This window comes from Pseudomonas sp. OE 28.3 (assembly GCF_014268205.2).
Lineage (GTDB): Bacteria > Pseudomonadota > Gammaproteobacteria > Pseudomonadales > Pseudomonadaceae > Aquipseudomonas > Aquipseudomonas edaphica.
Genome location: NZ_CP077082.1, coordinates 3,347,921 through 3,369,235, shown reverse-complemented (window position 1 = coordinate 3,369,235; position 21,315 = coordinate 3,347,921). Strand labels below are relative to the sequence as shown.

Genomic DNA, 21,315 nt, shown 5'->3' with positions numbered 1-21,315 from the left:
TAATGACGCCTTGCATAGCGTTGCAAGGCGGTACTGCTTCCAGGCACGAATGTGCTTAGAAATACTGAATGGCGCTGAACCACACGCGCGGGTCCTGATGCGGTGCGTCGTTCTGCTCAGTGCCGTGGACGGGCCATGCTGCGGTGACGCTGAGCTGTTGCCCGGCGCCGCGCCAACTGGCGCTAACCCCTGCGGCCGTGAGTGATCGCTGATTGCTTTGCGCGGTCCAGGGTTGCTTGCTGACCGTGATCACGCCCCGGTCGGCGAAGCCGCTCAACTGCACGCCCGGCGCCGCCAGATAGCGCAGCTCGGTGCTGGCCTGCCAGCCCTGGTCACCACTGCCGGCACCCAACGCGTAGGCACGAACACCATTGGGGCCACCAAGGCCAAACTTCTCGGAGCTGTCGAGGTTGTTACCCGCCCACTGCGCATTCAATTGGCTGTACAGCTGCCAGCGCGGGCTCAGGTACTGCAATCGGCCGAGGCTCAGATTTGCGCGTGTGAAATGCCCCGCGGCGCCGGCGCTTAGCCTATCCATGGTGCGATCGATGGCTTCGCCGATACCCAGGCGCCCGGCGCTGTAGCTGAGCGAGGCAAAACTTTGCCCACCGCCCAGCCAGCGGTCCTGGCCACTGGCATTGATACCCAGGGTCCACAATTCCACATGCTTGGGGCTGCGCAGGTCGAACAGGTCGATATCGTCTTGCAGTTGCTTGTCGTCGAACTGCAATTGCGCGCTGAGGTTGAAGGTGCGGCTGCGAATCAAGGGTTGCAAAGCAAAGAGGCTGCGCACGGTGGCTTGGCCTTTTGCTTCTAGCACTTCTACGTCCTTGCCCAGTTGGTAGCTCATGCGCGAATAAGAGGTGCCAAGGGTGGTCGACCACGGGCCCACGGGCAGGCTGTAGCCGAAGCGGTAGTAACGTTGGTGCTGATCGCTTTGCAGCAGGCGCATGGTGAGGGCATCACCCAGGCGCAGCGGGTTGTTTAAAACCAGGCTGGCGCCAAGGCGATATTCGCCGGTGTAGCGGTCGCCGTAGTTGTCGGCTTCCAAGGTGCCGGCGTACAAGGGGCCAGGTTCGGCATCGACCACCAAGTCGGTGCTGCCGGGCAGCGATCCGGGGCGCAAGGTGCCCTTTACTGCCACGCCTGGAAGATCGCTGAGCAACAACAGGCTTTGCTCCAGATCTGAGTCGTAGACCGCTCCACCCGGACGCAATGCCGACAAAGGTTGCTGCAACACAGCATCGATCACGCGGGAGCGATTGTTCAACTCGATGCGGCCGTAATACCCCTCCAGCACCTGGATAAGCACGATGCCTTGATCGATGTCCTGGGCGGGCAAAAAAGCCCGCGCCAGTGCATACCCGTGGCCCTGGTAATACTGTGTGATGCGTTGTGCAGCGGCGCGTAGCCCGGCGAGGTCCAACGACTGGCCCGGCAAATCGGCCAGCAGTTCAAGCAATTGCTCGCGATTGAAGACCCGGTTGCCGTCGATCTCGAAACCTTTCACTTGCAACTGCATACCGCCGCCAGGCGTTGCCTGAGACGGTGCTGAAGGCGGGGGCATATCCACCTGCACCGGCGCAGAAGGCAGGGGTGCCGGTGCCAGAGATTCAATGTCACGCATCACCTGCCCCGCACTGGGTACTTGTGCCCACACCGAGGGCACGCCAGAGAGCGCCAGCGCGACACCGACGGCGAGCAAAGGCCTCGTCGCGAAACCGTTAATCATGGTGAACCGGCGCCCGTGCATCGATCATTCCTCCCCTGTCTGCAACAAATTGGTAATGGATAAAAGTGGGTGTCGCCGACGCCCCTGTAAGGGGGAAATCCGCGCAGGTAAATGGCGCAATCGTGGCGCTGCGCTGAACCTCGTCAGCGGCTCCCGGCTCCAGTCGCTGCGCAGTGAGCGAGACAAAAAACGGTGCCTTATTGCAGGCCTCAAGGACCTTGCGGTGTGCGCGCCAAGTCAACTGTCGGCCCGCCTCTTCCGCGCTACCCGCCAGCCCCACCGGCCTGAACAGCAGCTTCATGCGCAACCGATACGAAAGCCGCAGCAGATGCGTACTGCGTGGCGGCAGCGGTGACACTTCAAGGAAGTTCAGCCAAAACAGCGACTCGCGGTCGGCGGGCAGCGCTTCGCCGGTGTAGCGGACTTCAAGCGCACTGCGCTGCCCAGGGTCCAAGCGCAACAACGGACGGCTGACTACGAACGGCACGGACAGGCCTGAGGGGTCTTGATTGATCTGGCCACGGTCCAACCAGCTCTGGGCCAGGATCGGCGCTTCGCCGCCATTACTGATTCGTACCGTCAGCGCACGTGCATCGGCTGCGTAGACGAAGCGAGTTCCCGTCACCGTCAACGCTGCCTGGCTGCTACTGGCATGCGCGCAAATCAGCAGGCACACGGCATAAAGCGACCTCACAACCCGCGCTCCTTACCTGCAGGCCGGGCGTCTATGTCGTGACACACCAGATTGAGCAACTCGAACGCGCTGCCTTCGCGGGCGTGGCGCTCGGGCAACGCATAATCCACTTGGCATTGCTGGTCGGCATCGCTGCCCCACTCCACGCGAATCGAGCCACGATCCTTGTCACTGCGTACCACCAGCCGGCTGCCCTGCCCCACCGCACCAATCACTTGGCCGCTCTGCACATCAATGGCTGAGGCAGCAAACGGTAGGCGTTGGCCATTGCTGCGTCGGCTGTCGATCAACAGCGGGCGGGATCTACGCGTCGGAAAATCCAGCATCACCACGGCGCCTGCGCGAGGCGCAACGCTGCGTGAACTGACCTGTAGCTCTATGTCATTGGGTACGCCTTGCGGGTCGACATCAACCTGGTTGAGTTGATAAGGGCTCAGGCTAGAGACGATCGCGTAGCCATCTTTACCAACGCTCGCCCCTGTGTAACCGACCCTTGCGCCTTCAGCGTCAAGCGCCTTGACCACACCTACCGTTTCGCCAAGGGTTTGCGCAAGCGTCATGCCGCCCGGGTGCAGGACTACGGCGCCCGATGCACTGAGTGACTGCTGGTGATAATCCGCCCCCTGAGAAAGACTTGCACCGAACGCACCTTGAGGCAGGCGGTAGTTGACGCTGGCATTGCTGGAGGCACCGCGCTGCCGGTCGGCATGGGCGACCGAAACGGCATAGGACGCATCGCCGCGCTCACTGAAGGCGCCGGATATACCGGTAGACATCTGCCGGCCTGAGCGACGGTCATGGCTGGCATAACTGTTGATCACCGCACCGCCATGCCCATCGCGGCCCAAGGGAATCGACAGCGTGAAGGTGAGCTGCGTGTCGTCTTGATCCCTTGCATGTCGCAGCCCACCTGGCGATGCGCTATGACTACGCTGGGCCGCGATCGAGTAGAAATTACCGCGCCACTGATTGCTGTAGCCCATGGAGAAACTGAGGGTCCGCCCCGCTTGCTGCCAGTACTGGCTTGAGGAAGTGTTGAGATATACGTTGCCTCCATCGGTGCCCAGCCCCTGGCTGATATTGGCGTCGAACCGAGCGCGTACACGGGCGAAGTCGGTGGCGCGCCCGGACTCGTTGCGCATCCGATCCTGAAGCGCTACCGCATCGTGAAGCCCCAAGTACCCTGAGGTTGAATAGCGATAGGCGAGTAACGAGAAATTCGTGCGGCTATTGGGCAGGTTCTTGCTGTACGACAGGCGCAAACTGGAACCCTGCTGGGTCTGCCCTGCGGGGAGTTCGGTGCTGGCTGCAGTAAGGTCGGCGGCGAAACCGCCGAACCGGGTATTAAGCGCCATGCCTGCCAAGCCGGATACATAGCCGGGGGTCAGTGCGGTGCCGCCGTAACCGGTCAGGTTGTTGTCCAGGCCGCGTTGCAGGGTGCCTTGCAAGACAAGCGGAGGTCGGCCGTGCAAACCGGGATCCACCAACTGACCGGCCACCAGGCTGTAGCGCGTTGAGCCTGGGCGGAGTAATTGCACCGTCGTAGCAAATGGCACGACGAACCCGTGTTCGCGACCATCGGCTTCGGTGACTGTTACCCGCAGGTCGCCACCAAAACTCGCTGCTTGCAAGTCGGCGATTTCAAAGGAGCCGGGCGCTACAGTTGTTTCGTAGACCAGGTACCCACGCTGATAGATCGAAACCTTGGCATTGGAGGTCGCGGTGCCACGTACCACTGGGGCGTAGTAGCGCTGCGTATCAGGCAACATGCGGTCGTCGCTTTCGAGCTGGACGCCGCGAAACGACACCGCATCGAACAACTCACCACTGGTAGTGCTCTCGCCGAACAGCAACTGCGACTTCCAGCCCGTGAGGTCGACCTGACCATAGGCGTAACCGCGCTGGTAACGCCCACCCAATGTGGGCGACCAGGTCAGGCTGGCGTTATGCCGCAGCCTGATACCCCCCAGGTTCAGGCCCATGTTCAACCCTGAATAAGCATGCGTGTCTCGGCGCCCTTGGCTCTGAGCGCTGAACAGGTTGGCGTCGTAGTTCAGCAAGCCGGCTGTTACGCCACTGTCCCAACTGGACGGGTCGACATAGGTGCTGGTGGCGGGCCGTTGCAGGTAGTACTGCGCAACGGTGATGCGCAGTTTCTGTTCGGGCAGGTCAACACTGATGGCAGCGCCCGGCACGAAACGCTCAAGCTTGTCGCAGGTCAGTCCTTGCGGGACGACCGCGCTCTGTTGATCGCTGCCACGTCCTCTGCGACTACGCTCAAGGTCTATGCCAACACGCATGAGTAGTTCGGCGCTATAGCATGGTTGTGCATCCGCAAGCCCGGCGACTGCCCGTAACTCGACCTCCTGGATCGCACGCCATTGGCCGTTGATCAGGATATCCAAGCGATAAGTCCCAGGAACATTGCGGTCCGGCTGTTCAAAACGGGTGGTATCAATGGCCATGCCGGACGCTCCTTGCATTAACATCTGTGAATCGAAAATGATCGGTTCATCAAGCTGGCTGGGCGTGACAGGCGTTGCCGTTGGCACATCCTGAGCCCATGCCTGAAGTTGCCCTCCCAACAGGACGGCAATGAATAAAAACAGTGCCCAAGGACGACTTTCATTCGCCCATGGCATAGCCAGACCACCGAATGCTCTCGGTCGAAATCGAACAGGTAAAAACATAGTCAGTCCCATGCCACGGCTGTGTGCCGGAACCGGAAAGAAGCGCGAGGCCTGTGGCGTTATTTGTCTACGGGCTGCTCGAACATCCGCCTTGCGCCATAGTCATTGATGGCTTCGTAACGCACTTTTGGCCCACTAGCGTGGCAGTTAAAGCGGGTTGAGGTTGTGAGCACTGTCTTGCCGAACGGTGCAACCATCCCGGTTTTGACGGGAAACGCCTGGCCATCGCAGTCAACTTCGACATGGCCGAAGGACACGTAATACGGCGTCGGATTCGCCACCTCCAGGTTCGTCGCACCCGTGCTTTTGGGCGTCGCTACAACCGTCCATTTGAGCTGCTCGGGAGCAGCGTCTACGCCCGATGCAAGCGCGGTCGGGCGGTAAAGCAGCTTGAGTCGCGTCCTGAAGGCAAACTGCAACACCGCATCATCCGAAGCCCTGCGCGGCGGAGTTTCCAGCACATTGAGCCAGAACAGCGATTCGCGGTCGGTGACAGCAATGGATTGGGTTCGACTGATCCTCAACACCGCGCCACCACTGGGGTCAATCCGGCTGACCGCAGGCGCGACAACAAAGGGAACCTGAACATCCTCAGGGGCCATTTCTGCATGTCCATCATCCACCCAGCTTTGCACCAGTACTGGCTCACTACTGGTATTTGCCAACCTGACCGTCACGTCATCCACACCGGCAGGGAAAATGACTCGAGTGCCTTGCACCACAATGGCTGCCTGGGACGCTTGCACAAACAGCCCGAGGAACACAGCGCCGATGGCGAGAGAATACGTACGCGCTATCGGCGCCATGAACCACCTCCTGCATCGTCAGCGGTTATTGATAGGCCAGCGTGTAGCGTACGAACGAAATGCCAGAACCCGGAGTGACAGCAGGCGCGGTCGATACGTAAGACGCTTTGTAGGACAAGGTCGCAGTATTGCCTTTGACCACTGCCACCTGAGGCGTTGTTTCTCTTTGGCCCAGCTGGATTTTCTTGCCATTGGCCGTATCGTTGAATACTTGAATCTGCACGCCTGTTGCAGGTGCACTGCCAATCAGCTTGAGATTACCGGTGACCGAATCGATGTTCTCAACTTGATCGAAATCGATCGAAACCTTGGCGTCGTTAGTGCATTGCGCACCCGACAATTGCAGCTTGAACGGCACAAACGGTGACGCGTTGCCAATCGCGGCAAATGTACCTGGCGCGATCCGGCCAAGTTCCACATTGGTCACGTTGCCGTCGCCTGGCCCCTGGCCGTTAATGTCACAGGTCACATCTGTGATGCTGCCCGAGAAGTTTACAATCCCATCCGCCGCATAGGCCAGCGAAGGCGCAACCAATGCGCAAAGAAAACTAGATGCAATCAGTTTCTTCAAAGAAACACTTTTCATACCATATCCTTATTAATTAAGTTTGCCACCGCTCAACTAGCAGACACCCCATTAAGGCGCAACTATCTCGACATGCACCTTCCAATATAACTACCAGAAGACCGAAACGACGATACAGGACTTTCTTGCGGTTTATTTATAGATCTTTCCTACAATGGCTAAAGACATTTCGCACTGACGATAATTTTTTTGCCAGCACCTCCAAAACCATATTTAACTAAGTGCTGCCATCATCGAATGAGGCCTGCCTTACTTGCGATGGGCTCGCCCCCTATAGCATCGGGCACGTTACTCGGAAAAGGACTTTACGAATGAGCACCATTGTTATCGCAGACCGCCATGCGTTGATGCGTTATTCGGTCAAGAGACTTCTGGAACAGAGTGGCCACACTGTCGTCGCCGAAACTGAAAATGGGCAAGAAGCTCTGCACATGGTGTACAGGCTTGAGCCGCACATGCTCATCCTGGAACTCGACCTGCCAAAAATACACGGGTTGGACGTGATCTCTTTACTGACCTTGGGTAATTGCTCAAGCAAAATACTCGCATTCACTGCCTATGATGCCGAGAATTATTTAATCCGCTGTTTGAAAGCCGGCGCCTCCGGCTTTGTCTCAAAAACTGCTGAACTGAGTGAAATACAATGTGCTATCAAAGACTTGCTAAGAGGCAAGAGTCACTTCCCATATATCACACAAAAAATGCAACAGGCCATTAATCACAACTACTCATCGCACTCAACAAAGCCAGTAACGCTGACAAGGCGCGAAACCGATATCCTGGCACTTTTGGCAAAGGGAATGAACAATCAGGAGATAGCTAAGCTTTTAATGATCAGCCATAAGACTGCGAGCGCTTACAAACTCAGACTATTATATAAGTTCAATACTTCCAATCTGCTTGGTATGATTGACGCGGCGCGCAGAGGCGGCCATATCGCGAAGACTTTAACGATACTCTAACAGCGAGTCCATGATCAGTATTTATCAATTTTAAACCGCGCATCTGCAATTTGGATCCGCAGCTCATTTCACGATGTGCAAATAATAGCTCCAAGCGATTACTGATGTGAAGGCCGTACCGGCCAACGCGTTTTCAAGTGTTGCCGCAATTAAAATCTCGCAAAACAAAGAAAAACGCCAAAGTGCCTATTTTTTACATCACAGAAAAGACAAAGCCACTCGTTACTGTGGCTTTTGCTTTAATTTTTTTAGAAGAAAACGGGAAGTGCATCGGGCGTCTTTACCCTGACTGTATATAGATTTATATCTTATTGCGCTTACGCAAGAATAAACCGAGAACGTATTCGTTTTTTCGCATTTTCAAATATCAAAAGACGTGCGGTGGATGACCAAACGTAAACACAGCCATAGTGCCCTCCGTACGCAACGTAAGAGAATTTCGCTGTTCAGGCGATTTAAGGCTAGCGCTCGCATACTTTATCGGGTGACCTTCAACATGCGTGAGCCTGATACCGAGGGTCAATGAACATCGACCATCAAGACACGAAGCAACCACGTTCCACACGCCTGCACTCACCATCATCAACCGGATAACAGTTGCCGGGATCGAGAAAGGCCAGGTGTTCCAGCGGATTGATCGTATCCGTCCAGCCAAAACACCTTCTTGATTCCATCGTGCAAAGCGCTGCTGTCAGCACCTCGGTGCTTGAGGCGGCCGACAATCCCTAGGAGTCTTCTACAGATAAGCCAGAGGCCCTCATGAACATAAATCTGTGAACATCAGGCTCCACAACTCGTAGAAAAACTCAGGCATTGATTGATGTAAGGATCGCCCATGAACAAATGACATCGCCCACTTGTAAAATTATGTATCAGGCTATCCATATCCATTACGTCCACTCCTTAAGGACAACACATTAGTCCTCGGAAGCAATTCCTGGTAAGGATTCAGGAAAGGTTGTGCAGCCGTCGCAAGGCATGTCGGGCCATGATCAGATTTTCGTCAGTGGGTATGACCCAGGCCGACACAGGGCTGCCAGGCATCGACAGGCAGCCTGATAACTTATTTGCCTCACTCTTATCGCGCTGCACCCCCAGCCATTGGCAACCGTCAAGAATCGAGGTGCGCACCGGGGTGGCGTTTTCACCGACGCCTCCCGTAAATACCAACGCATCTACCCCGCCCAATACGGCCGCATACGCTCCAATCTCACGCACAACGCTGCGTACGAACAAAGCAACCGCCTCTTTGGCTTCAGGCGCTTCACTGGCCTGCAATACATGCATGTCGCTGGAGATTCCCCCTGACACACCCAGGAGCCCGCATTCGTGATACAGCAGGTGTTCCAGGGACGATACGCTCATGCCGCGTTCACGCATCAAGTAGAGCAGGATGCCCGGGTCGAGATGCCCAGGCCGAGTGCCCATGAGTACCCCGTCCAGTGTGGAGAAGCCCATGCTCGTTGCCTGACTGACACAGTTATGCATCGCGCACAGGCTGGCACCGTTGCCCAGGTGGGCGACGATGGTCTTGCCCTTCGCCGCTCGTTTGTCGTATCGGGGCAGAATACTGGCGATGTATTCGTAGGACAAACCATGAAAGCCATAGCGGCGCAGGCCTTGCGCGGTCAACGCCCGGGGCAGTCCGTAGGTCACTTCCACCGTGTCGAGGGTGTGGTGGAATGCAGTGTCGAAACACACGAACTGCGCCAGGCCTGGGTGCTCATGCGCCAGGTAGATGATTGGCGCCAGGCACTGGGCCTGATGAAGGGGCGCCATCGGGATAAGCGCTTGGAGTTCAGCCATCACCGAGTCGTCGACCCGTTGCGCCACCTCAATACGATCTCCGCCATGAACCACACGATGGGCCGCTGCACAGATTTGCCAAGCGTAATGACGCTCAATCCAGTCCATCAGATTGAACAAGGTTCCGCCTGGCGGCGTGGCGGCGTTGCGTGGCCACTGTTCTTCCTTTCGGGTTTGGGCGCCCGTGCGCTTGAAGATCAGGTGCTCGGTATCCTGATGAACGTTGAAACTCCCGCTGCCCAGGCATTCAGGTCCGCGCCAGGTAACAATGTCCGTCTGGTAAAGCGAAAATTTGATACCCGACGACCCCGCATTCAGGACCAGCAGCACATGGTGTGAATCGTCAGTCATGAAGCACCTCGTGAATGAACCCTCTTACCCAAGCCGCCAACGCCTGACAACGGCACGCTCGAACAACCAATGGTCAGTCTGATCGCCAATAAGCTGGCAGTCTTGACCTGGATCAGAAACACCCGACATCCGAGGGGTACACAAGAGAGGCAGCTTCGCTTCAGTGGTATTTACGATTGACGAGGAATCTCACCATGACCGCCCTACCCCATAACGCCTCAAACAGCACCCCCACCGTGTCGGACGTTCAAACCGATCACTGGATCGATCCTTTGAAGGACGGTACCCATGTACTCATTCGCCCGTTGGAAGCCAAAGATCGAGAGCGCGAATTCGCCTTCATCAAGAACCTTTCTCCCGAGTCACGGCATTTTCGCTTTCTATGCAGCATCACTGAGCCGGGTAACGCCCTCATGAATCAATTGATGGCCGTCAACAGCCCGCAACAGATGGCGTATGTCGCACTGTTCATGGACGGTGGGCACTTGATCGAGATCGGCGTCGCGCGTTATGCCTCGGCCGAGGGCGACACTCAGTGCGAATCGGCGGTAGTAGTTGCCGATCAATGGCAAAACAAAGGCCTGGGCAAACGGCTGATGCAACACTTGATCGATGCGGCACGCCTCAATGGTTTTGAGTCCATGATGTCGATGGACTCAGCCGTGAACACTCACATGCGCGGTTTGGCGCAAGAACTGGGCTTTGACAGTCATCGCGACCCGCTGGATGCGACGCAAGTCGTGTATCGATTAGCGCTGAACTGAGCATTCAAGCCGGTCGTCGCTGCAAAGAGCGGGTTGGTCGGCAAGTCCTTGCCGGCCAAGGTGATTGCATCGTCCATGGCACCGTCCAGCACAACGACGCCCCGGGTCAAGTAGCATTCATGACTGCAATACTCGCCCGGGCTTTACCGCCAGCACACTGCACGGCGCCTGATGCAAGAGCTGTTCGGCGGTGGTTCCCAAGAGTTTTTTCAGCCCTCTATGCTGCACGGTTCCCATCACGATGACGTCGGTATGATGGTCGGTGGCGAACTCACAGATGTTCATCAGTGGCATGCCCTCGATGAAGTGGCGACATTCCACAGGTACACCATGCCGCTCGCACAGGGCCGCGAACGCCTCACGCTGGGCCACGCCCAACGCTTCATAAATCCCGGTGGCCAACGGTAGCGCGCCATAGCCCATGTCTTGGGCGTATACAGCCGTCCAGTCATACACGTGGACCAACTCAAGTCTGGCATCACACTGGTCGGCCAACTTCACGGCGGCGTCGACGATCTGGTCGTTAAACACAATGTCTTGTTCTTCGCTGCGCAACAGATCAACGATAGCAAGCACATTGCGTGGGAGTGGGTTGAGACTGTTGGTCACCAGATGAACCGGCGCGGGGCAATTGCGCAGCAGCTGCCAGTCCAGCGGTGTGAAGAAGATGCGCTTCAACACAGACTCTTCCTCGGCATCTTTGATAATCAGGGCCAGTTGTGTCTCGTTGACAAATTGCAGGATTTCTTCGTATGGGTGTTTAATCCAGATCACTTCACTTGTGGCATGAATGCCCTGCTGGCGTGCCTGCTCGGCTTGCTTCTCCAGCCACTGGCCACGGGTCTGCAGATACCCATCCCTTGCCTGGTTTATTTGTTCGGGAGCGAACAGTCCCGCTACCGCCAAGGCTTGTAGATAATCAAATGCGACGATATGCAACGGTAGCTGCATGGCTTTAGCCAACGCATTCGCCCGGTCGAACGCTGCCGTTCGGATGATGGCAGCCGGGGCAATCAACAGTAAGCGCTGTGTATAGGACATGGTGCACCTCGGCTGCATGAATAAGACTCCAGACTGAGCGTTTCTGGCCCGGATAACTTGATCCTTGTCAGTTATCCGGGCGCAGGAGTCGAACCGCTAGTGAGCCAGTACCATCGCAAAGTAACCAAAGACCGTCAGCAATATGCCCGACACGGCATAAGCCACAGGAAAGCCGATCCAGGGAACGCTGCTCTGCACTTCCTTGGCGGCCTCGCGCGCAGGGCCCGAATGGCTGCGTGCGCCTGCAACACCGCCCATCAGGATCGCCGGGTTGATCTTGAATATATGGAAACCGACAGCCCAGACGATAAAGGGCGGAATCGTGCAAGCGACAAACCCCAACAGAAAGATTTTCAACGCAATCATTCCGTTTAGTTGCGAGACCAGGTTTGCTCCCGCGTTGACGCCGACGATGGCGACAAAAAAGATCAGCCCCATGTCTTCAAGAATGTTGCGAGCAGCATTGGGTGTATTGCCGAAAAATCGAACCCGCGAGACCAGTGACGACACAATAATGCCCGAGACCAACAGGCCACCTGCGTTGCCTAACCCCACCGATGCGCCATACGCGAGTACCTGAATCAGACCGATCAGCAAGCCAAGTATCATCCCCAACGACAGGGTTAACAAATCGGTTGCCGTGCTGGGCCGGGCGATTTTACCCAACAGCCCACTGGCCTTTTCGATGGCACTGTGCAATCCGACCATGTGCAGTACGTCCATGCGCTGGAGTTTGGTTTCCAAACCAATGGGAATAGGTGCCCCACCCCGCTCGATCCTGCCCAACCCTGGGTCGTGGCCATTGAAAAACCCTGCCGGGGCGTACGGGAAGTCATGGCCGCAATGGAACTCATCGATGCCGCCATCGCCACGTCCGGGGATTACCGCCACTGGGTGGAGGTGCATGGGCAATTCTGCGCCCACACCATGAACCCCGTTACCGGTGCACCGTTGCGCAACGCACTTGCAGCGGTCACCGTCGTGGCGGGTTCGTGCATGCTCGCCGATGCCTGGGCCACGGCATTGATGGTGCTGGGAGAAATAGAAGGCCCACGCTTGGCGCAGGAGCGCGGGATGGACGCACTGTTCGTGGTGCGCAACGGTGAAGAGCTAAAGGAAATATCGATTGTCGGCGGCAAACTGCAAGCGCAGGCTGAAGCCGAAGGATCCAACCCCGTCAATAACCTGAGTCGCGCTAACCCATGAAATTCATGCACAGGCACACCGAGCTACACCGCAGCGACCGTATCGGCTGGCTTCGCGCCGCGGTACTGGGCGCCAATGACGGGATCGTCTCCACCGCCAGCTTGTTGATCGGCGTCGCCGCTGCCAACGCCACCCACTCCACGCTGATCGTCACCGGCATGGCCGGGCTGGTGGCAGGAGCCATGTCCATGGCGGCGGGTGAATACGTTTCCGTGCACTCCCAGGCCGATACCGAACAGGCTGACTTGTCGCGGGAACGGGCCGAACTGGCTAGCAACCCGAAAGCCGAACACAGCGAGCTTGCCCACATTTACATGCGACGGGGGGTATCCCCCGAACTGGCCCATCAGGTGGCCGATCAATTAATGGCACGCGATGCACTGGGTGCACACGCCCGAGACGAGCTAGGCATCAGCGAAGCACTCACGGCCAAACCGCTGCAAGCCGCCCTCGCCTCGGCCGCCAGTTTCGTGCTCGGCGCCGCCCTGCCACTGGCGGTCATTTTCGTCGCCCCGTCCCACAGTGTTGTGCCGTGGATATCCGGCATGTCGCTGGTATTTCTTGCTGGCCTTGGCGCCATTGCAGCCAAAGCCGGGGGGGCAAAAATAGGGATCGGCGCTTGGCGGGTAACCCTTTGGGGGGCGTTGGCCATGGGCATTACGGCAGCCGTGGGGGCGCTGTTCGGGGCGGTAGTTTAGTTAGCGCGTTTTTTGGGCGCGAAGACGGGGCCTGGAGTTCCAGCGCTGCGACGTGCCGCCTTGAAGGCATTTCTCAGCCTAAAAACTTCAGCGCCACCCGAACGACGAACATCCCCCAAATCAATGCCAGCAGTACGGTAAAAAAGCCATCGCGACTCCATTACTTATTCCATTTTTTGACTTCGTCACTTGGTTTTATTCAGGCACATTAAAGCAATACTTAATCTGATTAACAGAAACCTAAAATAAATACTCGCCGACAACAAAAGTCGTCACGCTGCACGTTTATCGATCTAAACTATGAGTCACACATACACAACTGGAGCTTCGCGAACAATCGCTGTTTGCTTGATTGGACGCGAACCGACTTCGAGAGCTACTCGGCCTTCATCATTAACCCAACTAGCGGTCACCACAAAGATCTACCACCCCACCGCCTCCTCGCTTCACTACATTCACCCGCCATTGCCAACGGTCCCTTCACCCGACCGAGCAGACTCTGGAGCGTGAGCCATGACCATCGGATCCACCTACGACTACCCCGCCTTCGCCGCCAAGCACCTTCCGACACATGACACATCCTCTTGGCGAGGCCGTTTCCCCAGTCCGCCAGACTTGTGCTTCAACTATCGGAAATTGGTCGAGCAGGAATTTGGCATCGCCAAAGCGACCCAACCCGACTACAAGATCTGCATCGTCGGCGCTGGCGTCACCGGGTTAACTGCTGCGCGTGAGTTGCTTCGCTGCGGGTTCACTAACGTCACCTTACTGGAACAGTCCCATCGCATTGGTGGGCGCCATCTATCGGTGCTCAACTTAGGCCAATCACCCCTGCTGGGGCAGACACCTTTTGAGATGGGTGCCATGCGCATGCCACTTTTCAATCAGGTCGGTGAATCGCCTTTAGACGGCCAATCCCTGCTGGCCTACTACTGCAAACTCTTTGAACTGCGGCTATCCGATTTCCCCAACCCAGGCACACCGCATGTGCGCAGCACCGGTATTTACCTGCGTGAAGGGTTGCTTGAGGGGCAGCCTGAGCCGCAAATGCTGATCTGGAAAAACCCTCAAGGCCACACACCGCCCCCCACAGAACAATTGCAGCAGGTGTATGCCAAATGGCGCCAATTCGCTGATCAGATGACCCGACAAGTCGCGCAGAGCTATGGCACACCGCAGTGGGAATCCCTATGGTCCGCCATCGTCACTCGCTACCAGAAGCTGTCCTTTCGTGACTTGGTGACACTGGCAAGTATTGCGTGGAAGCCATCGACTCCCGGCGATTTCGGCGGGCTCGGCATGACCCCGGAAGAGTCCACCCTTTTCTATTCAATCGGTATCGGCGATGGCAGTTGGGGCGCGTTTTATGACGTGTGCTGCCTCTACCCTTTACGCACGGCGATCTTTGGTTTCAGCAGTCAACTGCAGCTGGTGCATGGGCGTGTTGGCGTTAACGGCAACCCCGCGCCGTCACCGTATTTGGGGGAAACCACTCTCAAAGACTGCAGTGACTTGACGTTCGAAGCGCCGCGTTACCTTGGCCTGGCTGCGCTGGATGAGTGTCTGCTGTTTATGGAAACCAACGTCAACGGCCAGTCCTTTTATGATCACAGCCGGCAACGCGGCGCAGGTTTTCTCACCGACAGCTCGGTGACACGACTGACCAAGCTGGAAAACGGCCAAATCCGTGTGACTTACGACTGGCGCGCCAGCAGTGCCACCGGCAAAACCGAACGCCATGAAGACTTCGACGCCGTGATCATGACGCTGCCGTCCTGGATCATCGAAACCCATATTCAACTGGAGAACTTCAATCAGGCCATGCTGCCGTACACCGTCACCAACGCTTACAAAACCGCTCACTGGGAAACCAGCTGCAAGGTCTACGCGCCGTTGAAAAAGAGCTTTCTGTCGAAAAACAAAAAGATCCCGCAGATCATGGTCACCGACAGTTTTATCCACGATGTGTACACCTACCGCTACCACGACACCTATCCCTATGACTGCATTTTGCTCAGTTACACCTGGGAGGATGACGCCACCAAACTGGCCGCCTTTGACGATCAAACGCTGATCAAGAAATGCATCACGGAACTGGACCGTATCTTGTTGCGCAGCGCCAATATCAAAACGCCGATATCGCCTTACATCGACACAAAAAACGCCGTCGTTCAACGCTGGATGACTGACAAGAACGCGCTGGGCTGCGCAAAGCTGTATCGCGCAGGCACTTATTACGACGCGGTCAGCTTGATGCAGTACAACCGCGACTACAGCCCTGTTTCCGGGCTGTATCTGGCGGGAGAATCCTTCTCGGTGGATGCCGGCTGGACCGAACCTTGCCTGCGTGGCGCCGTCGATGCGGTGATCAACCTCTGCCACACCACCCAAGCAGCCTTCAATGGAGGGTTTAGCCTGGACGATTACCCACGCTATCAGGGGCAATCGCCAATACAGCAACGGCCTACGTTTTAAACGGAAACAACCTACTGACGCACAAGCAAAAAAGACTTCCTATTAAACGCCCACCCCTACAGGTGGGCTCATAACAATAAAAAGAGGTCTAAAACATGAACGACTCTACAAGTCCCGTACGCGTCGCCGTTGTGCAATTCGATCCGCAAGTTGGCACACAAAACCGCCCCACCAACCTGGAGACCAGCCTCAGCCTTGCGCTGCAAGCGGTGAACAATGGCGCCAACCTGATAGTGCTACCCGAGTTGGCCAACACCGGGTATTTATTCAACAGTCGCCAGGATGCGTATCTCCATTCCGAATCCGTTCCAGACGGCCCCAGCATCCAGGCCTGGATGGATTTTGCACAGTTTCACCAGGTGTATCTGGTGGCCGGTCTGGCTGAACGTGACGGCATGCAACTGTTCGATACGGCTGTGCTGCTGGGGCCAGAGGGCCTGATCGGTAAGTACCGCAAGGCCCACCTGTGGAACAAGGAAAAGCTTTGGTTCACTCCCGGCAACCTCGGTTTCCCAGTGTTCGAAACACCCATCGGCCGCATTGGCTTGCTGATCTGCTGGGACATCTGGTTCCCCGAAGTGCCACGCATATTGACCCAGCAAGGCGCCGATATTATTTGCAGCCTGAACAACTGGGTGTGGACGCCGCCGCCGTTGTTCGACGAAGCCGGCAAATGCATGGCCTCGTACTTGACCATGACTGCCGCCCACGTCAACAACGTGTTTATTGCGGCCGCCAACCGCATCGGTGAAGAACAGGACGCGCGTTACCTCGGCTGCTCGTTGATTGCCGGCACCAATGGCTGGCCTATCGGCAAGGTCGCCTCACCCAACGAGCAAGCGATTATTTACGCGGACATCGACCTCTCCAGCGCCCGCAGCGCACCGATCTGGAACAGCCTGAACGACCTGCAGCGCGATCGTCGGGCGGACCTCTATGACAGCATGCTCGGCTATCGCCATCACCCGTGCCTGCCACGCTGACGGGGGTGGGAATATGGACGTCAAACCAACAAAAACGTCGTCTGACTCATCGGTTCGCCACCTTTTCATCCTGATCCTGGCCTCACTCACCCTGGTCGTGTCGCTCACGGGATTGTCAGTGGCTTACTCCACTTCGGCGCCAGTACTCTGGCCCAGTTACAACGACATGATGGCCAGCCTGCCCGCACCGACCGCGTGGTTGCGCTGGGTGGTCGGCGATATCAGTGAAGTGGCGTTTTACAAACACGAGTTTGCGTCAATCGGCTTGTTGCTCGGTGGCGCTTTCGGTTACTGGACCAGTCGTTATGCCCAAGGTTGGCAAGGTTTCGGCATCGCCTACGGCACGGGGCTTTGGCCTTGGTTGGTGACCAGCTCATTGCTGGGGCTGTTGTTGAGCAATGCACTCTGGGGCTGGACCCTGACGGCCGACGCTTGGCAACCGACGTTCGCCGCCTTTGTATCACTGCCGGCGGCCATGGTGCTGTTGTTTGGCGGGGGTTGGAAGGTCACGCTCAATGGTGCCCTGCTCGGCGCGCTCCTGGTGACGCCAAGCTGCCTGTTGATGGTCAACTTCTTATGCATCCCGTTGGGCTTGCCGGTGGTGATTGGCAATGTATTGGGCATGGCCCTAGGTAGCGTCGTGGCGTTTTTACTGTGTCGTGCAGTACCGGTGCTGGTTAGTCGTGCACCTGAGGCCAAGGCCGGCGTTCCTCCCGCTGCACCTCTGAAAACACCCGATTACGGCCTACGCTGGACGTTACGTCGTGTACTGGCAGACTTTTCCGAAGCGCCTTTTTTCGGCAATGAGTGGGCCAGTCTGGGGTTGCTCGCTGGGGTGCTGCTGGCCTACTCCTTAAATCCGCTAAGCCCCGCCTATGGGTCGGGCTGGGTACTGCATCTGGTGGCAGGCCAGGCGCTGACCTCACTGCTGGGCATCCTGCTGTGGCGACAGCAATGGCGTAAGCGCGGTTGGTATCCGACCTATGTGCCCTTGGTGTCGGTGGTGCCTGCTGCTGTGTTGACCTATGGCGGTAGCATGACGGTCATTGTGCTCAGCGCGGTGCTGGGCGCGCTGATTGCGCCGCCGTTGGCGTGCGCGATTGCGGGCCGGTTGCCGAGTTACCTGCATCCGTATATTGGTAATGTGCTGTCGATGGCGATCAGTACGGCGTTGATTGTTCCTGCCATCGGCTTACTGATCGCGGATTAATCCATGCAGATGGGCGAGTATCTTAGTGAGGCTCGCCCATCTGCATCTCTGGTGGAAACAGAGGCATCAACCAACCGGATCGCCACAAAAAAACACCTCAAAGAACAGCATAAATCTCAGCAACCACCTGCCCCGTCGCCTGTTCAATCGCCCCTTCATTACGGCACAAAACCCAGCCCTGATCACCCGCCGCTCGCAAAAACGCCTGGGTACATTCGACATGCTCCTGCAGCGTATGGATCAACGTACTGCCCAACCCGCGCCGTCGTTGCGCTGCCCTTGACCATGAAATCTCGGGGTCAGTGATAACGCCCACATGCAGGTCTGGCACTCGTACGTGTCGGTCCAGGTTTAACTGCAGTATGTCTGCGAACGGGACTGTCCGGCGAAACGCGGCATCTGAGGGGTACCAACGGTCTATCAGGATAATGCTGTCGGGCGGCTGTTTAGTCAGCACGTGGCGGGAAATCCAGAGCCGACTATCCGCAAAGCGCTCACACACTCTCCACTCCGAATCATCGGTGGGGTTTCTGGCGTGTGCGTTGACCAGGGCCATGGTTTCAGCCCTGTAGGGATCGCTTTTTCTCTCGCAAAGACGGATCACCTTTTTGTTGTCTGCCCGCAGTGCTTGGGTAACGGCTTCCAACAGCGTGGTTTTCCCCGTGCCTTTAGGCCCATCCAGGGAGACAAATAATGGACGATTCATGCTTCACGTAATGATGGATAAGTGATGAGCACCTTAACGTAGTTTGAAGCCGATGACGCTTGTCGATGCTATGGCTCACGCAGCAAAAAAGACGTGCCCCATGCCAACGGCTCCAACCCCAGGTGCACCGCCAGGCTCTGGCCGATATCGGCAAAGCTGGCTCGCTCGCCCAACCACCCCGCCGCCACGCCTGCACCATAAGCCAGTACGGGCACATGCTCACGGGTATGGTCGCTGCCCGGGCGCGAGGGGTCGCAGCCGTGGTCGGCGCTGATGATCAACAACGTTTGCGGGTCCATCAATGCCAGTAATTCCGGCAGCCTGCGGTCGAAGGCTTCCAGCGCGGCAGCGTAGCCGGCCAGGTCTCGGCGGTGCCCGTAGAGCATGTCGAAGTCGACGAAGTTGGCAAACACCAGGCTGTTGTCGGGTGCTTCCCGGTAGGCGTTGAGTGTGGCATCGAACAGCGCGTCGTTGCCATCGGCCTTGTACAACCGGCTGATGCCTCGGTGAGCGAAAATATCGCCAATCTTGCCCACCGCGTGCACGGTGCCGCCGACGTCGCAGAGGCGATCAAGCAGCGTTGCTGACGGTGGCGGCACGGTGTAGTCGCGGCGATTGCCGGTGCGCCGGAACTGGCCCGCGTGCTCGCCGGTGAACGGTCGGGCAATGATCCTGCCGACCGTGTATTCATCACATAAAGTACGGGCGATTTCACACACTCGATACAGTGCTTCAAGGCCGAAGTGGCTTTCATGGGCGGCGATCTGCATCACGCTGTCGGCCGAGGTGTAGCAAATCGGCTGCTGGCTGCGGATGTGTAATTCACCCAAATCGTCCAGCACCGTGGTGCCCGAGGCATGGCAATTGCCCAGGATGCCCGGCAACCCTGCCCGCTCGATCAGGTCGGCCAGCAGTTGGGGTGGAAAGGACTCGGTCGGCTGCTCGAAATAACCCCAGTCAAACAACACTGGCACGCCCATCATTTCCCAATGCCCGGACGGCGTGTCCTTGCCGGATGATTGCTCGCGCGCATGGCCAAAGGCGCCGATCGGTGTCGCGTCGCCCCAGTTGCCTGGCAGCGGGCCATTACCACTGGCCGCCGCTGCGGCGCCCAATCCCAGCTGGCCCAGGTTCGGCAGGTTCAAAGGTCCCCGTCGCAATGGCCCATCGGCCTCACCACGGGCACAGGCTTCGGCGATATGGCGCAAGGTGTCGGCGCCGGTATCGCCAAACAGCGCGGCGTCGGCACTCGCGCCGATGCCCAATGAATCCAGCACTAATACGATGGCCTTGCTCATAGGATTGCCTGGATCAATTCGCGCGAGGCCAGGCGTTCACCGCCCAGCCGATACGCTGCGCGCAAGGCGGATGCGCCCTGCCCGGCCTGCTCTTGGGTGCGCGCGTGAACCCAGCCCAGGGGCCGTTTTGCATTCACCTGTTCGCCGACGAAGGCCAACTCGCTGAAGCCCACGGACAGGTCCAGCACGTCGTCCGGATGGCTGCGTCCACCGCCCAATGTCACCACCGCCAACCCCACGGCGCGGGTGTCGATCTCGGTGACACAGCCCTCCTCCTCGGCCCACACCGGCACCGACACGACCGCCTTGGGTAAATGTTCATCGGGTTTGTCGGTAAAACCCTGCGGGCCGCCCAGCGCAACAACCATCTGCTCAAATCGCTGCAAGGCCGCGCCGCTCTGCCAGGCTTGAAGCAATTGATCACGGGCCTGGGCCTCGTCCCTCGCCAGGCCGGCCATCGTCAGTGCCTGTGTGGCCAGCGCCAACGTCACCGCCCACAGGCGTTCACTGCGCACTTCGCCTTTGAGCAGAGCCACCGCTTCAGCCACTTCCAGGGCATTGCCGGCACTGCGGGCCAGCGGCTGGTCCATGTCGGTGATCAGGGCACGGGTGTTGACTCCGGCGCCGTTGGCCACTGCGACGATGCTGGCGGCCAGAGCTCGCGCCTGCTCAGGTTCAGCCATAAAGGCGCCGTTGCCGGTCTTTACATCCATGATCAACACATCGAGGCCGGCGGCGAGCTTCTTGCCGAGGATCGACGCGGTGATCAGGTCTATCGACTCCACCGAGCCAGTCACATCGCGGATCACGTACAAGCGCTTGTCCGCGGGTGCCAGGTTGGCGGTCTGGCCGATGATCGCGCAGCCGACTTCAGCCACCACCGCGCGCAGGCGTTCGGTGCTGGGTTGGCAGTCGTAGCCGGGGATGCTTTCGAGCTTGTCTAGGGTGCCGCCGGTATGCCCCAGGCCGCGCCCGGAGATCATCGGCACGTAACAGCCACAGGCCGCCAGCAAGGGCGCGAGCAACAAGCTGATCATGTCGCCGACGCCGCCGGTGGAATGCTTGTCGACAATCGGCCCTGGCAGCTCCCACTTCAGTATTTGGCCGGAATCGCGCATTGCCTCGGTCAAGGCGATGCGTTCGCTCACGTCCATGCCCTTGATGAACACCGCCATGGCGAACGCCGCCACTTGCCCATCGCTAAGGCTACCGTCGGCAATGCCGGCGACGAACCGTTGAATGTCGATAGCGGCCAGGGCATGCCCGTCGCGCTTACGGCGAATCACTTCTTGTGGCAACCACATACT

The 21,315-nt window shown here is 57.9% G+C and carries 17 protein-coding genes and 1 pseudogene; 7 read left to right on the top strand and 11 right to left on the bottom strand.

Going from position 1 to position 21,315, the window contains the following annotated elements:
- Window positions 1–55 precede the first annotated feature (55 nt).
- The 5 genes from HU759_RS15130 to HU759_RS15110 all read right to left on the bottom strand — a co-directional run bounded on the left by HU759_RS15130 (window position 56) and on the right by HU759_RS15110 (window position 6,508).
- Window positions 56–1,627 carry a ShlB/FhaC/HecB family hemolysin secretion/activation protein gene (locus HU759_RS15130; protein ID WP_225933060.1) on the bottom strand — a complete coding sequence of 524 codons (1,572 nt, stop codon included), beginning with the start codon at window positions 1,625–1,627 and terminating at the stop codon, window positions 56–58.
- A 97-nt stretch (window positions 1,628–1,724) separates the two neighbouring features.
- A complete protein-coding gene (locus tag HU759_RS15125) occupies window positions 1,725–2,426 on the bottom strand; it encodes a fimbria/pilus periplasmic chaperone (RefSeq protein ID WP_138451073.1) in 702 nt (233 codons plus the stop codon).
- The gene (locus tag HU759_RS15120; protein ID WP_225932987.1) at window positions 2,423–4,915 is read right to left on the bottom strand and encodes a fimbria/pilus outer membrane usher protein; all 2,493 of its coding nucleotides are present in this window, start codon (window positions 4,913–4,915) and stop codon (window positions 2,423–2,425) included. The genes HU759_RS15125 and HU759_RS15120 overlap by 4 nt, the downstream gene beginning before the upstream one ends.
- Window positions 4,916–5,175: 260 nt before the next feature.
- On the bottom strand, window positions 5,176–5,922 hold the full coding sequence (locus HU759_RS15115; protein WP_138451070.1) for a fimbria/pilus periplasmic chaperone: 747 nt from the start codon (window positions 5,920–5,922) through the stop codon (window positions 5,176–5,178).
- 25 nt (window positions 5,923–5,947) lie between these two features.
- Window positions 5,948–6,508 (bottom strand): fimbrial protein, encoded by a 561-nt coding sequence (locus HU759_RS15110; RefSeq protein ID WP_133714348.1) that lies wholly within the window; start codon window positions 6,506–6,508, stop codon window positions 5,948–5,950.
- 311 nt (window positions 6,509–6,819) lie between these two features.
- Between HU759_RS15110 and HU759_RS15105 the strand changes: the two genes are divergently transcribed.
- Entirely contained in the window at window positions 6,820–7,470 is a 651-nt protein-coding gene (locus tag HU759_RS15105; protein ID WP_170037235.1) for a response regulator transcription factor, read from the top strand.
- Between the two features lie 948 nt (window positions 7,471–8,418).
- On the opposite strand, the gene HU759_RS15100 is transcribed toward HU759_RS15105, so the two are convergent.
- On the bottom strand, window positions 8,419–9,627 hold the full coding sequence (locus HU759_RS15100) for an acetate/propionate family kinase (RefSeq protein WP_170037232.1): 1,209 nt from the start codon (window positions 9,625–9,627) through the stop codon (window positions 8,419–8,421).
- 194 nt (window positions 9,628–9,821) lie between these two features.
- On the opposite strand from HU759_RS15100, the gene HU759_RS15095 reads away from it, so the two are divergent.
- Entirely contained in the window at window positions 9,822–10,391 is a 570-nt protein-coding gene (locus HU759_RS15095) for a GNAT family N-acetyltransferase (protein WP_128589179.1), read from the top strand.
- 117 nt (window positions 10,392–10,508) lie between these two features.
- Here the strand turns inward: HU759_RS15095 and HU759_RS15090 are convergent, their stop codons facing one another.
- Both HU759_RS15090 and HU759_RS15085 read right to left on the bottom strand, forming a co-directional pair.
- Window positions 10,509–11,432 carry a universal stress protein gene (locus HU759_RS15090; RefSeq protein ID WP_186616890.1) on the bottom strand — a complete coding sequence of 308 codons (924 nt, stop codon included), beginning with the start codon at window positions 11,430–11,432 and terminating at the stop codon, window positions 10,509–10,511.
- Between the two features lie 96 nt (window positions 11,433–11,528).
- Window positions 11,529–12,140, bottom strand: coding sequence for a hypothetical protein (locus tag HU759_RS15085; protein WP_225932986.1), 612 nt, complete (start codon window positions 12,138–12,140; stop codon window positions 11,529–11,531).
- 75 nt (window positions 12,141–12,215) lie between these two features.
- Here HU759_RS15085 and HU759_RS15080 point away from each other — a divergent pair.
- The 5 genes and pseudogenes from HU759_RS15080 to HU759_RS15060 all read left to right on the top strand — a co-directional run.
- Window positions 12,216–12,638 (top strand): annotated as a pseudogene (locus HU759_RS15080) (FAD:protein FMN transferase); the annotation flags it as partial.
- The gene (locus HU759_RS15075) at window positions 12,635–13,336 is read left to right on the top strand and encodes a VIT family protein (protein ID WP_138453478.1); all 702 of its coding nucleotides are present in this window, start codon (window positions 12,635–12,637) and stop codon (window positions 13,334–13,336) included. The pseudogene HU759_RS15080 and the gene HU759_RS15075, both read left to right, overlap by 4 nt.
- Before the next feature lie 513 nt (window positions 13,337–13,849).
- A complete protein-coding gene (locus HU759_RS15070; protein WP_170037229.1) occupies window positions 13,850–15,811 on the top strand; it encodes an FAD-dependent oxidoreductase in 1,962 nt (653 codons plus the stop codon).
- A 95-nt stretch (window positions 15,812–15,906) separates the two neighbouring features.
- Window positions 15,907–16,794, top strand: coding sequence for a nitrilase family protein (locus HU759_RS15065; protein ID WP_138453791.1), 888 nt, complete (start codon window positions 15,907–15,909; stop codon window positions 16,792–16,794).
- A gap of 166 nt (window positions 16,795–16,960) precedes the next feature.
- Window positions 16,961–18,004: a hypothetical protein gene (locus tag HU759_RS15060; protein WP_346274608.1), complete on the top strand. Its 1,044-nt coding sequence runs from the start codon at window positions 16,961–16,963 to the stop codon at window positions 18,002–18,004.
- A 97-nt stretch (window positions 18,005–18,101) separates the two neighbouring features.
- On the opposite strand, the gene HU759_RS15055 is transcribed toward HU759_RS15060, so the two are convergent.
- The 3 genes from HU759_RS15055 to deoA form a co-directional block, all read right to left on the bottom strand.
- Window positions 18,102–18,710, bottom strand: coding sequence for a dTMP kinase (locus tag HU759_RS15055; RefSeq protein ID WP_170037223.1), 609 nt, complete (start codon window positions 18,708–18,710; stop codon window positions 18,102–18,104).
- Window positions 18,711–18,778: 68 nt separating this feature from the next.
- Window positions 18,779–20,008 carry a phosphopentomutase gene (locus HU759_RS15050; RefSeq protein WP_170037220.1) on the bottom strand — a complete coding sequence of 410 codons (1,230 nt, stop codon included), beginning with the start codon at window positions 20,006–20,008 and terminating at the stop codon, window positions 18,779–18,781.
- Complete coding sequence (gene deoA / locus HU759_RS15045; RefSeq protein ID WP_017135631.1) at window positions 20,005–21,312, bottom strand: thymidine phosphorylase; 1,308 nt, start codon at window positions 21,310–21,312, stop codon at window positions 20,005–20,007. The genes HU759_RS15050 and deoA overlap by 4 nt, the downstream gene beginning before the upstream one ends.
- Window positions 21,313–21,315: the final 3 nt, after the last annotated feature.